This window comes from Mesobacillus sp. S13 (genome assembly GCF_020422885.1).
In the GTDB taxonomy this organism is placed as follows: domain Bacteria; phylum Bacillota; class Bacilli; order Bacillales; family Cytobacillaceae; genus Mesobacillus; species Mesobacillus selenatarsenatis_A.
Genome location: NZ_CP084622.1, coordinates 3,177,877 through 3,192,003, shown reverse-complemented (window position 1 = coordinate 3,192,003; position 14,127 = coordinate 3,177,877). Strand labels below are relative to the sequence as shown.

13 protein-coding genes are annotated in these 14,127 nt (G+C 42.2%); 10 read left to right on the top strand and 3 right to left on the bottom strand.

Translation table 11 applies throughout. From position 1 onward, the window contains the following. Window positions 1-9 precede the first annotated feature (9 nt). Together LGO15_RS16375 and LGO15_RS16370 are read left to right on the top strand one after the other, a co-directional pair. The gene (locus tag LGO15_RS16375) at window positions 10-1,131 is read left to right on the top strand and encodes a tripeptidase T (protein ID WP_226085297.1); all 1,122 of its coding nucleotides are present in this window, start codon (window positions 10-12) and stop codon (window positions 1,129-1,131) included. Window positions 1,132-1,788: 657 nt separating this feature from the next. Next, on the top strand, window positions 1,789-2,271 hold the full coding sequence (locus tag LGO15_RS16370; protein WP_167831473.1) for a chemotaxis protein CheW: 483 nt from the start codon (window positions 1,789-1,791) through the stop codon (window positions 2,269-2,271). 48 nt (window positions 2,272-2,319) lie between these two features. On the opposite strand, the gene LGO15_RS16365 is transcribed toward LGO15_RS16370, so the two are convergent. Beyond that, window positions 2,320-4,032 carry a methyl-accepting chemotaxis protein gene (locus LGO15_RS16365; RefSeq protein ID WP_226085296.1) on the bottom strand — a complete coding sequence of 571 codons (1,713 nt, stop codon included), beginning with the start codon at window positions 4,030-4,032 and terminating at the stop codon, window positions 2,320-2,322. Window positions 4,033-4,222: 190 nt separating this feature from the next. Here LGO15_RS16365 and LGO15_RS16360 point away from each other — a divergent pair, with 190 nt between their 5' ends. From LGO15_RS16360 to LGO15_RS16350, 3 genes are all read left to right on the top strand, one after another. Continuing rightward, complete coding sequence (locus LGO15_RS16360; protein ID WP_226085295.1) at window positions 4,223-5,500, top strand: DNA polymerase IV; 1,278 nt, start codon at window positions 4,223-4,225, stop codon at window positions 5,498-5,500. Between the two features lie 133 nt (window positions 5,501-5,633). Beyond that, window positions 5,634-7,043, top strand: coding sequence for an NADP-dependent phosphogluconate dehydrogenase (gene gndA / locus LGO15_RS16355; RefSeq protein ID WP_226085294.1), 1,410 nt, complete (start codon window positions 5,634-5,636; stop codon window positions 7,041-7,043). 133 nt (window positions 7,044-7,176) lie between these two features. Further along, entirely contained in the window at window positions 7,177-7,917 is a 741-nt protein-coding gene (locus tag LGO15_RS16350) for an alpha/beta hydrolase (protein ID WP_226085293.1), read from the top strand. A 77-nt stretch (window positions 7,918-7,994) separates the two neighbouring features. Here the strand turns inward: LGO15_RS16350 and LGO15_RS16345 are convergent, their stop codons facing one another. Continuing rightward, on the bottom strand, window positions 7,995-8,729 hold the full coding sequence (locus tag LGO15_RS16345) for a YwaF family protein (protein ID WP_226085292.1): 735 nt from the start codon (window positions 8,727-8,729) through the stop codon (window positions 7,995-7,997). A gap of 188 nt (window positions 8,730-8,917) precedes the next feature. Here LGO15_RS16345 and LGO15_RS16340 point away from each other — a divergent pair, with 188 nt between their 5' ends. Beyond that, window positions 8,918-9,124 (top strand): zinc ribbon domain-containing protein, encoded by a 207-nt coding sequence (locus tag LGO15_RS16340; RefSeq protein ID WP_167831468.1) that lies wholly within the window; start codon window positions 8,918-8,920, stop codon window positions 9,122-9,124. A gap of 147 nt (window positions 9,125-9,271) precedes the next feature. Here the strand turns inward: LGO15_RS16340 and zwf are convergent, their stop codons facing one another. Further along, window positions 9,272-10,744, bottom strand: a complete 1,473-nt coding sequence (zwf, locus tag LGO15_RS16335; RefSeq protein ID WP_226087917.1) for a glucose-6-phosphate dehydrogenase — start codon at window positions 10,742-10,744, stop codon at window positions 9,272-9,274. A gap of 292 nt (window positions 10,745-11,036) precedes the next feature. Between zwf and rnz the strand changes: the two genes are divergently transcribed. From rnz to LGO15_RS16315, 4 genes are all read left to right on the top strand, one after another. After that, window positions 11,037-11,966 (top strand): ribonuclease Z, encoded by a 930-nt coding sequence (rnz, locus tag LGO15_RS16330; RefSeq protein WP_226085291.1) that lies wholly within the window; start codon window positions 11,037-11,039, stop codon window positions 11,964-11,966. Window positions 11,967-11,983: 17 nt separating this feature from the next. Continuing rightward, window positions 11,984-12,532, top strand: a complete 549-nt coding sequence (locus LGO15_RS16325; protein WP_226085290.1) for a histidine phosphatase family protein — start codon at window positions 11,984-11,986, stop codon at window positions 12,530-12,532. Between the two features lie 360 nt (window positions 12,533-12,892). Beyond that, window positions 12,893-13,177: a hypothetical protein gene (locus tag LGO15_RS16320; protein ID WP_167831464.1), complete on the top strand. Its 285-nt coding sequence runs from the start codon at window positions 12,893-12,895 to the stop codon at window positions 13,175-13,177. A gap of 206 nt (window positions 13,178-13,383) precedes the next feature. Continuing rightward, on the top strand, window positions 13,384-14,004 hold the full coding sequence (locus tag LGO15_RS16315) for a class I SAM-dependent methyltransferase (RefSeq protein ID WP_226085289.1): 621 nt from the start codon (window positions 13,384-13,386) through the stop codon (window positions 14,002-14,004). Window positions 14,005-14,127 lie beyond the last annotated feature (123 nt).

The following is a 14,127-nucleotide window of genomic DNA, read 5'->3' as shown; positions in this document are numbered from 1 at the left end:
TCGGCTAGGATGATAAATAACGAACGTTTATTGAATGAATTTTTAGAGCTTGTCCAAATTGACTCTGAAACAAAGTATGAAACTGAAATCGCACGCGTCCTTAAGAAAAAATTCGAGGACCTCGGTGTGGAGGTTTTCGAGGACGATACAACTACTCAAACTGGTCATGGTGCCGGAAACCTGATCTGTACTTTACAAGGTACAAAGGAAGGAGTAGATACAATCTACTTTACGTCCCATATGGATACGGTTATTCCTGCAAAAGGAGTTAAGCCATCGATTCAAGACGGTTATGTCGTGACAGATGGAACGACGATCCTTGGTGCGGATGACAAGACCGGTTTGGCTGTCATGCTTGAAACGGTGCGCGTCTTGAAGGAACAATCAATCCCGCATGGTACAATCCAGTTCATCATTACAGTTGGGGAAGAGTCCGGTTTAGTTGGTGCAAAGGCATTGGATTCTTCATTGGTAAAAGCCAAATACGGATATGCACTCGACAGTGATGGTAAGGTAGGAAACATTATTGTTGCAGCACCTACACAGGCAAAGGTAGCAGCTGTCATCCATGGAAAAACGGCTCATGCAGGCGTTGCTCCTGAAAAAGGTGTGTCCGCGATTACAATCGCTGCCAAGGCTGTTGCAAGAATGCCGCTTGGACGTATCGATGAAGAAACAACAGCAAATATCGGCCGTTTTCAGGGTGGAACACAGACGAATATCGTATGCGACCATGTAGAGATCCTTGCTGAAGCGCGTTCTTTGATTCCTGAAAAGATGGAAGCGCAAGTGGCAAAAATGAAAGAAGCGTTCGAATCAGCTGCTCAGGAAATGGGCGGTAAGGCAGATGTCGATGTCCAGGTCATGTACCCTGGCTTCAAATTCGGAGAAGGCGACCTGGTTGTTGAGCTTGCTAAAAAAGCAGCTGCAAAAATCGGCAGAAGCTCCGAATTGCTCCATAGCGGCGGTGGAAGCGACGCAAATGTCATTGCAGGTTTTGGTGTCCCAACCGTCAACCTTGCTGTAGGATATGAAGAAATCCACACAACGAATGAAAGAATGCCAATCGAAGAGCTCAACAAGCTTGCTGAAATGGTCATTGCATTGATTGAAGAAGTAGCAGCACAATAATACCTTAAAGGACTTCCCAGCTGGGAGGTCCTTTTTAAACATGGAAAAACCATTGGGGAAGAATTGGAGTGTTAATAATTCTGGCAGACAATTTTGTGCAGCAGTTAATAGACATTTCGGATGGAGCACGGAGGCAAAATGTCCAAGAACCATGTTTTAATAGACATTTCGGATGGAGCACGAAGGCAAAATGCCCAAGAACCAAGCTTTAATAGACATTTCGGATGGAGCACGAAGGCAAAATGTCTAAGAACCATGCTTTAATAGACATTTCGGATGGAGCACGGAGGCAAAATGTCTAAGAACCATACTTTAATAGACATTTCGGAAGGATCACGATGCTAAAATGTCCAAGAACCAAGCTTTAATAGACATTTCGGATGGAGCATGAAGGCAAAATGTCCAAGAACCATGCTTTAATAGACATTTCGGATGGAGCACGGAGGCAAAATGTCCAAGAACTATGCTTTAATAGACATTTCGGATGGAGCACGACATCAAAATGTCCATTAAACACGCTCGTTCTTCAATAATCCTAAAGATGGCACTGAAGAATCCGATATAATACTTGGAATGGTCCACAGATTAACAATCTGGAATCATATGACGATTAACAGAGCAATAGATGGAAATTAAATTAAAGGAAGTGTACTCCAAATGGCTGATAGCAATAAGACGGTTGTATTCCAAGCAGGAAATGAAGAATACGCTTTTCCGATTCTTTATGTCGTTTCAATTGAAAAAATGGAAGGGATGACAGCGATTCCGCATATGCCTGATTATGTCACCGGAATCACAAAGGTAAGGGGAGATTTGATACCGGTCATTGATCTTGAAAAGGTCCTTTACCATCGGGATATTCAGGCGGATGACAAGACGAGACTGATTGTGCTGGAGACTTCGGACATCTCTTTGGGAGTCCTCGTTAGAGATGCGAAGGAAATCCTTGAAATTCCCGAGGAAAACATGAAGCAGCCTGGACTTATCGCCTACCAAAACACAAAATTCATTACGGGAATCGCCAATTTGGATAAACGAATGATCATGATCATTGACCCGCAAACCCTGATCACTTCACTAGAAGGAATCAAAGAAATCAAAGACTATATGAAACAGCAAAAGCAGGAAATACATAATTAATGGCATCAACAAAACAAGCTGGCCTCATCTGGGCCAGCTTGTTTACTTTTATAGTTTGAAGCTGGAGAATGACTTTCTCAAGTCTTCTGCCATGTCAGACAGCTTGTTGGATGATTCCAACAGCTCTTGCATTGTAGCATTTTGTTCTTCGGTTGTTGCGGCTACCTGCTCCAGGAATAATGCGGATCTTGAGGAAGCAGTAATCACTTCATTGGCTGACTGCGTCATTGATTCCATTTTTTCATTTGCATTCATGACGGCGCTGCTAACAGTGTTTCCCTTCAAGCTGACCTCTTCGATCGATTGTGCTATTTCCGTGAAGATTTCTGCTACTTTCTCGACAAGTTCATTTCCTTTTTGTACGGTCGTTTGGCTTTCATCCATGACGTTTACGGCCTGGTTCGTTTCTTTTCCTGTCTGTTCAAGAATGGTGCGGATGCTGTCTGCTGCACCAGCTGATTGTTCAGCCAGCTTGCGGACTTCCTGTGCCACGACACCAAAACCTTTTCCATGCTCTCCAGCTCTTGCTGCTTCAATTGCAGCATTTAATGCCAGCAGATTGGTTTGATTGGAAATATCCGTGATGATCTCGATGATTCGATGAATTTCCTGAGAATTATTTTTCAGAGAATGAATCACACTCGCTAATTCGGAGACTTTTCCATTAATCTGGTCCATCTGTTCTGTGACGTTAAATGCATATAGTTTGCCTTCCTCGATCTTATCCTTTGTGCTTGATGTTGTATGAAGTGTCTCTTTTAGCGAACCAGTGACTTCAATTAATTGGGAAGAAACATCTTCAACCGCTTCATTTGTACGTTCTGAGATTTTCACTTGTTCGTCAGATGAAGATGCCACATGCATGATGGATGCTGTAATTTCATTATTGGCTTCTGTCGTGGCCTCAGCATTGAATTTTAAGTTCCTCGACATTTCGTTTACCTGGTTAGAAGAAGCAATTATACTTGAGATGGAAGTTTTCAAGTTACCAGACAATTGGTTCATTGCCAGAATGATTTGGCCGACTTCATCCTTGCTCTTTGCTTCCAAGGCTTGGACATTCAATTCACCTGCAGCTAGTTTTTTGCAGTATCCGACTACATTTTTAAGGTTTTTGCTGATGTTGCGGGAAACAAAATACATGGATACAGACGAAATGATGAATGCAAGTATGATAAGGATGAAAGTGTTTCGGATCATTGAAGCTATTGAAGAATGGGTTTCCTCCATGATTTTTGTTCTGTCCTCAAGAATCGTTGTCCTGATAGCATTTAGTTTTTCAATGTTCATATCACGGATTGTCTCTGCTTTGTTAGTCAGGCTGATCTGGGTATAAATATCAACCTGTTCAAAGTTCTGCTGGAATTCTGTGACAGTCTTCAAGATATCTTCTTCCCACACTTTATCCATGTGTTGATCTATGTTCATAATCGCATTAAGCAAAGTTTTTGCTTCTTCTGTCTTCACATACGCTTGCAGTTTTTTCGATGAAGCATTGAATTGTTCAGCCTCTTTTTCATAAGCGGTAAGAAGTTCTGGTTTTGGTTCAGTTATGTAGTCTGTAATAATAATATACTTCTGGCGGAAAGAAGCCCCCATTTCACTGATCATGATTGCATAATCACTTTTCTCCTCAGCAAGATTAATCGCTCCTTGAAGATTTGTTAAAACCGTTGATAAATAAATAAAGCTGCCCAGAAATATGACCATTATAAATGCGAAAACGCTTGCATACTTTCTGCCAATTGACCAATGCTGCATAAAAATTCCCCCATCTTTTCATTATCCTCATGGTTATTTATCGGTTTCGGAAAAAATTTTTTTAACGTTTTAAGGCTTTTCTTCACATAATGTTCAAAACTTTACCCTGACCTAAATTCAAACGCGATATAAGTAATCAATGGGTTTTTTTGATACACTATAAGGGAACGTATATTTGGGAAGTGGGATCATGAAAGAAATGTATCCAAAAAACGGCAAAGTCATTTTGCATGTTGATATGAATAGCTTCTATGCCTCAGTAGAAATGGCTTACGATTCTGAATTGAAGGGAAAGCCACTGGCTATTGCCGGCAATCCTGAAGAAAGACGCGGAATCATTGTCACGTGCAGTTATGAAGCGAGAAAGGTCGGCGTCAAAACGACAATGCCTTTATGGGAAGCCAAAAAGCTTTGCCCAGAATTAATCATAATGAAACCGAACTTTGATAGATACCGTACAGCATCTGCGGCGATGTTCGATATTTTGCGCCAGTATACAGAAGCTGTAGAACCTGTTTCCATTGATGAAGGGTATATGGATATAACGAATTGCTCAGAACTCGGCGCGCCTCTTGAAATCGCTGAAGGCATCCAAAAGAGAATTTATGAGCAGCTTGACTTGCCATGCAGCATCGGGGTTGCACCAAACAAATTCCTGGCGAAAACGGCTTCCGATATGAAGAAGCCAATGGGAATCACTGTTCTTAGAAAGCGTGACATCCCGCGGATTCTCTGGCCGCTCGAGGTCGGGGAAATGCATGGAGTAGGAACAAAAACAGCGGACAAACTAAAAAGTATTGGAATCAATACAATAGGCGGGTTGGCGGCTGCAAATGAAATCCAGCTGAAAGGACTGCTGGGCATAAATGGATTACGATTGAAAGAAAGAGCAAATGGACAGGACAATCGCCGGGTGGATCCCGATTCTGTCTACGATTTCAAGAGCATCGGCAACTCGACAACGCTGCCCCGTGATATTTCAAATCAGCATGAGCTCCTCAAAGTTCTTGATGTGCTTTCAGGGCAAGTAGCGGCAAGGATGAAAAGGAAGGAAGCTGTAGCCACCAGCATTAGCGTGATGATCCGCTTTAAGGACAGGAAGACGATCACCAGGAGCCAAAAGCTGCAGAACCCCATATCGAAGCAGGACGAAATAGCCTCGGCCGCAAAAATGCTTTTCCTGAAGCATTGGAATGGAGATCCTATCAGGCTATTGGGAATCACGGGAACGGATTTGCTTGAAGCAGACAAAGCAGTCAAGCAGCTTGACCTTTTTTCTTATGAGCAGGATGCTAAAAAGGAGCCGCTGATCAATACGATGAGCCAGTTGCGTGAGAAATACGGCAAGAGCATCATTGAAAGTGCAGGTTCTCAGGTGAACAAGCCCAGAACCAGCGAGAATCCGGGGGCTGGGACGAGCTTCAATAAGGATTTCCTCCAGGGGCGCAAAAGTGAGGAAAAAGATTAACAATGAAGTTTAGCATACCCGGGTTAAGTCAAAATAAAAAGGGACAAACCAGATTGTTTGCACCAGTTTGATTTCATTGTTAAATTAATGTGTATGTCTAAACACCTATTATAAAATGAAGGGAAGTTATTATATGTCAAAACAGCAAATTGGAGTCATTGGCCTTGCTGTCATGGGAAAAAACCTTGCCATGAATATCGAAAGCAGAGGCTATTCTGTTTCAGTATATAACCGGTCCAGGGAAAAGACGGATGAAATGCTTGAGGAAACGAAAGGCAAGAAGGTCGTCGGAACTTATTCTATCGAAGAATTTGTTCAATCTCTTGAAAAACCAAGAAAGATCCTTCTGATGGTGAAAGCTGGAGCCGCAACAGATGCGACGATCGATCAACTAAAACCTCATCTTGAAAAGGGCGATATTATCATTGACGGCGGCAATACATATTTTGCTGATACTCAGCGTCGGAACCAGGAATTGAGCGAGCTTGGACTTCACTTCATTGGCACAGGTGTATCTGGCGGTGAGGAAGGGGCACTTCATGGACCTTCCATCATGCCTGGCGGACAAAAAGAAGCGTATGACCTTGTGGCCCCAATCTTCCAGGATATCGCTGCAAAGGTTAATGGAGAAGCTTGCACCACCTACATTGGCCCTGATGGAGCAGGACATTATGTGAAAATGGTACACAACGGAATAGAATACGGAGATATGCAGCTGATTTCTGAATCCTATTTTATGTTAAAGCATGTACTTGGATTGAATGCTGACGAGCTGCATGAAGTATTTGCAGAATGGAATAAAGGTGAGCTTGATAGCTATCTGATTGAAATTACGGCTGATATTTTTACAAAGAAAGATGATGAAACCGGCGAACCACTTGTTGATATGATTCTTGATACCGCTGGCCAGAAAGGCACTGGAAAATGGACGAGCCAAAGTGCGCTTGACTTAGGGGTGCCGCTGCCAATCATCACTGAATCTGTTTTCGCCCGCTTCATTTCAGCAATGAAACAAGAGCGTGTCGAAGCAAGCAAAGTCCTCTCTGGCCCTGAAGCAAGATCATTTGATGGCGATCGCGATGCATTCATTGAATCCATTCGAAAGGCACTTTATTTGAGCAAAATTTGTTCTTATGCTCAAGGATTTGCGCAAATGAGAGCGGCGTCTGAAGAGTATGGCTGGGATTTGAATTACGGCTACATTGCGATGATCTTCCGCGGAGGCTGCATTATCAGAGCTCAGTTCCTTCAAAAAATCAAAGAAGCATACGATCGGGATCCAGCTCTTAAAAACCTGCTGCTCGATCCATACTTCAAGGAAATCGCAGAAAGCTACCAGCAGTCATTGAGGGAAATTATCTCGGCAGCCGTCATGAACGGCATACCGGTGCCAAGCTTCTCCGCTGCACTTTCTTATTTTGACAGCTACCGTACTGAAACACTGCCTGCCAATCTGATCCAGGCACAGCGCGATTATTTTGGTGCCCACACGTATCAGCGCATCGACAAAGAAGGAATCTTCCACACTGAGTGGATGGAATAACAAAGAGGCACAGCGAATTCAATGTTCGCTGTGTTTTTTATATTATAAAAAAGTTAATTCAGCTGCAGGGAGGGTTTTTAAAAGGGCCAGTCGAAACCTTTATTGGATGGTATTATGATTGGAGGGATTCAGTATGGCAGAAGATTATCCAGTTTTACAGGGGGCAGAACCGTTTTATTTTGAAGGGAATTCTGTAGGCATATTGGTTTCGCATGGATTTACCGGATCCACACAGAGTATGCGGCCGCTGGGAGAGGCATTTGCTGCTGCAGGATATACTGTTTGCGGACCACGATTGAAAGGTCACGGTACACATTATGAGGACATGGAACAAACAACCTATCAGGATTGGATCGCATCGGTAGAAGAAGGACTTAAATGGTTAAAAGCACGATGCGATAAGATTTATGTAACTGGCCTGTCAATGGGAGGAACATTGACTCTTTACATGGCTGAGAATTATCCTGAAGTCAGGGGAATTGTCTTGATCAATGCGGCCATTGATATTCCCGCAATGGAGCCGGTCCTCCAGCTGGAAGGAACAAGATTTCTGGATGCTATTGGTTCAGACATCAAGAAGCCGGGAATTACGGAACTTGCTTACGAAAAAACCCCTGTTCAATCCATTAAAGAAATATTGGCTTTTATGAAAGTAGTAAAAGAAGACCTATCCAAGGTTTCTTGTCCAGCTTTGATCTTTGTTTCGGACGAAGACCATGTTGTCCCGCCTGATAATTCACAAAAGATTTATGAGGAGATCAGCTCTGAATTAAAAGAAATCATTTACTTGAAAGATAGCTTTCATGTGGCTACTCTCGATAATGACCAAAAAATAATCATTGATAATACGCTCGCATTCATCAAAAAACACTAGGTTAAGAGGTGAATGTATCATTGCTTGCGGAGTGATCCGCAAGCTTTTTTGATTCAGTTCTACAGAAGATAAACCAATCATGACTCTGAATAGGAGGATCTTTTCTCACCTTTTAGCCAGCTCCGCATGCAGAGCCAGGTGATTAAACTCAAAATCACCAATAAACTTTCCAAAGAAAAAATATACCATGGATAGGGGCCGAGTAAATCCAGGAAACTTGGGCTTTTCGGTTTATGACGTAAAAACCAGTAATTTCCGTCAGCTGTCGTATTAATGAACAGGATGACTGGCAACAACATATTGATAAAGAGCACAACTTTTATAACCGATCTGAAGGTAGGGTAATAACCTTTAGCCCAAAGAAAATAAAGGGTCACCCATACAATCATCATATGAGCATAGAAAAAGTGGAAAAATCGGAAGTGAGGAAAATCATAGGTTAATGCGGGTGTTATTATGGCTTGAGTTGCCCCTAATAAAGCAATGAAAAATAGCAGTTCAAAAAGTATTTTCTTCCTGGTCAGTAATAAACCAATCGCGAGCAAGAGCCCAATATTGCATAATTCCAGCGGCATTGATCGTCCTAATTTCCAGACAGCATGCTTGTACATCCAAAGGTGGTTGGTGATCTCAATCATTATTAATGACAGGGCTGTACCCAGTTCTGCTTTTCTCCACCGCTCCACGCTTAATTTCTTTCGGTGAATGAAAATGAGAGAGCAAACCAAAAAAAAGATTGTTAGGGTAACATAATGACTCAAGGAAAACATATCAAAGTTAAAACCTTTATTGCTATGACCAAACCACTCCATGCTTACACCTCTAGTCTGAAATAGAACAAACATAAGTTATCCTTTTTCGGTCATTTTTATGTAGGCTCATACCAATAAAATTGCTGTTGACGCAAACAAGGAATATTCATTTCAGAAGAGGAAAAAGTGAAACCAAAATATATTCAATGCGTAATAGTACTATAGCTTAAAACAGGGAGATGAATTTCATGCAAGGTAATGGCTGTATTAAATGTGGAAGCAGGGATGCAGGGCAGAAAGATGTAGCAATGACGGGGACGGGCTTGTCCAAGATGTTTGATATCCAAAACAACCAGTTCACCGTTGTCTATTGCAAGAATTGCGGATACTCGGAGTTCTACAATAAAAATGCATCTGCTGGATCAAACATTCTTGATTTCTTTTTTGGAGGCTGATGATAGTCTCACTTCAGCTAAGGAAATACCAAAAATCCCGCCTGTAATATGGGCGGGATTCATGTTGTATAGACTTAAACTTTATTGCTTTCTCAACCAATTATAAAAACAATCTATTTTCAGCAGTTCCCTCGAAAAGAGTCCTTTTTAACAATTCTCCACGTCAATTTCAGTGATTGGCCACCAGAAGAATCCATCTTTCTCGAGCAGCTTGTCTGCTGCGTCAGGACCCATTGAACCGGATGCGTAGTTCGGGAATGATGCTTCCTTCGTGTTTTCCCAGACCTCTGAAATATTATCAACGAAACTCCAGGATAACGCGACTTCATCCCAATGTGTGAAGTTAGTTGCATCACCGCGCAATGAATCAAACAGCAGCTTTTCGTATGCTTCAGGTGTGTTCAGACCGTCAATGCCTTTATTGGCATAATTCAGTTTTACTGGTGTCGCATCTGTGCCCTGGCCGGATTTCTTGGCATTCAGATGGAGCGTGATTCCTTCTTCAGGCTGGATATGGATCACAAGTAAATTTGGGTTGACCGTCTTTTCAGGCTGATAGTACAGATCCATTGGGATATCCTTGAATTGAATCACGATTTTCGTTGACTTGGCCTTCATTCTTTTTCCAGTACGGATATAGAATGGCACCCCAGCCCAGCGGAAGTTATCAATCATCAACTTTCCTGCTACGTATGTTTCTGTATTGGATTCAGGATTGACCATTTCCTCGTTGCGGTATGCAGGTACGTCTTTTTCATTCATGATGCCTTTGTCATACTGTCCGCGAACAAAGTATTCATTGACTTCACCGTCTTTTATTGGGCGGAGGGCACGGAATACTCTAACTTTTTCAGAACGAATCTCATCAGTCGTCAACTTGATCGGCGGCTCCATCGCAAGCAATGAAACCATTTGCAGCATATGGTTCTGGACCATATCCCTTAGTGCACCGCTTTTCTCGTAATATCTTCCGCGTTCTTCGACTCCAAGAGTTTCACTTGATGTAACCTGGATATTTGAAATGTAGCGGTTATTCCAGAGTGGTTCGAACATCGCATTCGCAAAACGGATAACTTCGATATTTTGGACCATTTCTTTTCCAAGGTAGTGGTCGATCCGGTAGATTTCATCCTCGGTAAAAGCGGTTCGGATTTGTTTGTTCAACACTTTGGCTGACTCAAGGTCATGTCCGAACGGCTTTTCAATGACTAGGCGTTTGAACCCGGAAACGTCGGTAAGCTTGTCCTTCTTTAAATGCTCAGCAATTGTTCCAAAGAATTCTGGTGCCATTGCCAGGTAAAAAATTCTATTGCCGTTAAGTCCATAGTGGCTGTCCAATTCTTCCGAAAGCTTTCCTAGGGCAAGATAAGAACTAGAGTCAGTTACATCATGTGAATGGTAATAAAACTTGGAGACAAACTCGTCGATATCCGCATTTGTCTCTGTGTCCCCATTTTCATTGACGGATTCTTTTACCTTAAGCTGGAATTCCTCGTTAGAAAGTGCTCGGCGGGCAACGCCAACGACCGCGAATTTGTCCAGTTTTCCTTTTTTAAACAAATTATAGAGGGAAGGAAATAATTTACGGTTTGCCAGGTCTCCCGTAGCCCCGAAGATCATGATTAAAGCTGTTGGTTTTTCGGTATGTGCCACAATATAGAACCTCTCTTTTATGTGAATTTAAATGTATGTAGAAAAAAACACTTTACAAATACAAAATTTTATCTGTTTCAAGAACAATTAGCAACTGTTTAAACTGTATTTAGTTTTCTTCCAATTGTCTGGAACTATCCCATTGTGGTTAAATCCGTCGTTTAGTTTAGCTGTATACAAGGTGTTGTGATATATTGTAAGGAATAATGAACCTGCCTGTAAGGATTGCAGGTGTTTTGTACGAGAGGATGTTAGCATTATGGATGTATTTTTTCTTGGAACAGGTGCAGGTGTTCCTGCCAAGCTGAGGAATGTAACCTCAATCGCCTTGAAATTGCTGGAAGAACGGGGAGCTGTCTGGCTATTTGACTGTGGGGAAGCAACTCAGCATCAAATTTTACATACCAGCATCAAGCCTCGCAGGATTGAGAAAATTTTCATCACTCACCTCCATGGAGACCATATTTATGGTTTGCCGGGACTTTTGTCCAGCCGTTCCTTCCAGGGAGGGGAGTCGAGGGTTACCGTATATGGACCTCCCGGGATTAAAGAGTATATCGAAGTGTCTTTGAAAATTAGTAAATCCTATTTGAAATATCCAATTGAAATCATCGAGCTGGAAGAAGGCGTCATTTTTGAAGATGAACAGTTCACCGTGGAAGCAAAACTGCTGGAGCATGGAATTCCTTCCTATGGGTATAGAGTAAAAGAAAAAGACCGTCCAGGGACTCTCCTTGCTGACAAGCTACAGGCGGCAGGTGTTAAACCAGGTCCAGACTACCGGAAAATCAAGAATGGTGAAGAAGTCATACTGGATGATGGAAGTGTCATCAACCCTGCGGATTTCGTCGGTCCGCCGCAAAAAGGCAGAATTGTCACGATTCTGGGTGATACAAGAGTGTGTGAAAATGCTGCATTGCTCGCGCAAAATGCAGACCTTCTCGTCCACGAAGCGACTTTTTCAGCAGATGAAGGCACACTTGCTTATGAGTATTTTCATTCGACCACACTGCAGGCCGCGGAAACAGCATTGAATGCCAATGTGAAAAAGCTTTGCCTGACCCATATTAGCTCGAGGTATGACCGGAATGACTGGAAGGAGCTTGAGGCGGAAGCCCGGACAGTGTTTGCCAATACTGTAGTCTCGGAAGATTTTATGGAAATCTCCGTCTCTTATGACCATGACTGAGTGAAGGGGTGTAATGATTGAAAACAATCTATCTTGTACGACATGCAAGTGCAGTTGGACAGCCTGTTGACTCTCCCCTGACTGAACAGGGAAGGAAACAGGCGCTGGCGCTCGTTGACTTTTTCAAGCAAAAAGAAATAGACATCATCTATTCAAGTCCTTTTAAAAGAGCGGTCGATACAATCAGGCCACTTTCTGATTCAAGAGGAATAAGAGTTCAAGAAGACGACAGACTCGGAGAAAGAGTACTCAGCACGGTCAATTTTGAGGACTGGCGGGATAAATTAAGGCAAAGCTTTGATGATTTCGAGCTTGTCTTCGAAGGTGGGGAATCCCATTCAACCGCGATGAATCGCGCGAAATCGCTGTTAGAAGATGTATTATGTTCAGATGATGACCATATTCTACTGGTCAGCCATGGCAACATGACCACATTGCTCATGAGGTACTTCAATGAGAGCTTCGGATACGACTGCCTGTTGGAAATGACGAATCCGGATGTTTTCGAACTGGTCGTTTCTAGTGAAGAAACAATGCTTAATCGAATTTGGGATGATAGAATTTGAGTTTTTGTTTGGCTCGGCGATTTCCGGCCAGGTATGAAAATCCATAAGCGGAGAATTTCCGGCTATTGTATAGAAAGGCCGCTTTTGAAGCAGAACTAGGCGGAGATATTCCGGTTAACTGCTGTAAATAAGACGAATTCCAATGATTTTGATTAAATAAACGGAAAAATGCCCTTTATTTTTAAGAAAATATGGGGCTTTTCCAATTTAAACGGAATTTTTCCGTTTATTTTTCTTATACTGTGAAATACACCTTCAGTTTTTACAGCGCCTAGAGTTTAAGGTCGGAACCCAGAGGGAATTGGAAAGTGATGGGACAATTTCCATCAAGCCAACAACATGAGAACTGGGGGAATTGATATGGAGTTTTTGCTATTATTCGGTCTTCATCTTTTTATCATGGGTTCGCTGGTCCTTTTGCTCAGCGGGATCATCACTTTTCTTTTTCCAAGGTTAAATTTTCTCATCACCATATCACTATTCGGAATAGTTGGTTTTCTGTATGCCTACATTTTTGAAGTAATGGACCTTGCGATATTTGCTGTGTTTTTCAATATGATTCTCTCCTTGACCGCAGTAGGCCTCGTCAAATTGGGGTTTTACTTCAAAAAGGTTGCCGACAGGCAGGGTGAGAAAATAGCCTAACCTTTAAAACCAGGAGAATTCCTGGTTTTTTTATTTCATTTGACAATCAAACACTTGTTTGAATAAAATATATTCAAAAGATCATTTGAATGATACCTGACAGACATCCTGTACCTTCAACAAGTGTCACTCTGAATAGTCTGAGGCTTTGGAGAGTGAAAGATAAATAGTTGTTTCAAACTATGATTCTGGGTGGAGAGGATAACATGAACAATTCGTGGAATAAGCTAATTTACAAGGGCTGGGCCCCAATTTATGATAAGTTTTTCAATGTTGGTCCATTTTCAAAAGCAAGAGACAGCCTGTTCAAAGAGATTCATTTCCGTCCGGGAGACAGAGTACTGTTCGTAGGGGTTGGCACTGGGGCAGACATCGAGAGATTACCATATGACCAATTGGAGATTACGGCAATCGATTACTCTGAGGATATGCTGCAGAAAGCAAAAGATAAATTCAGGAATACTTCGATCACCTTTTTAAAAATGGATGCCCAACAGCTTGAATTTGCCGATGCATCATTCGATTATGTGATCGGTAGCTTGATTTTATCAGTAGTACCCGACAGCAAAAAGGCGTTCCGCGAAATGGTCAGAGTTTGCCGCAGGGATGGTCTAGTGGTAGTTTTCGATAAATTTGCAGAACCCGGCAAAGGACTATCTATTGGCAAAAAAACTCTCAGACATGTGATTAAACTGCTCGGTACGGACATCGGTGTGTCATTCGATGACATCAGCTCAACAGAAAGAGCCAGAGTAAAGCTGATTGCAGATGAAGGAGTTATGTTCGGTAATATGTACCGGAGGATTTTACTGGAAAAAGTCTGTTGAAAATGAAGGATTCATAGAAAAGAGGCTGTTTGAAGACAGCCTCTTTTCTATGGATGTATAAAGTTGTCTCGCTTTAAGGCCATGACGGACAGAAACTCATGAACTATGCAAGAAAGTGTCCAT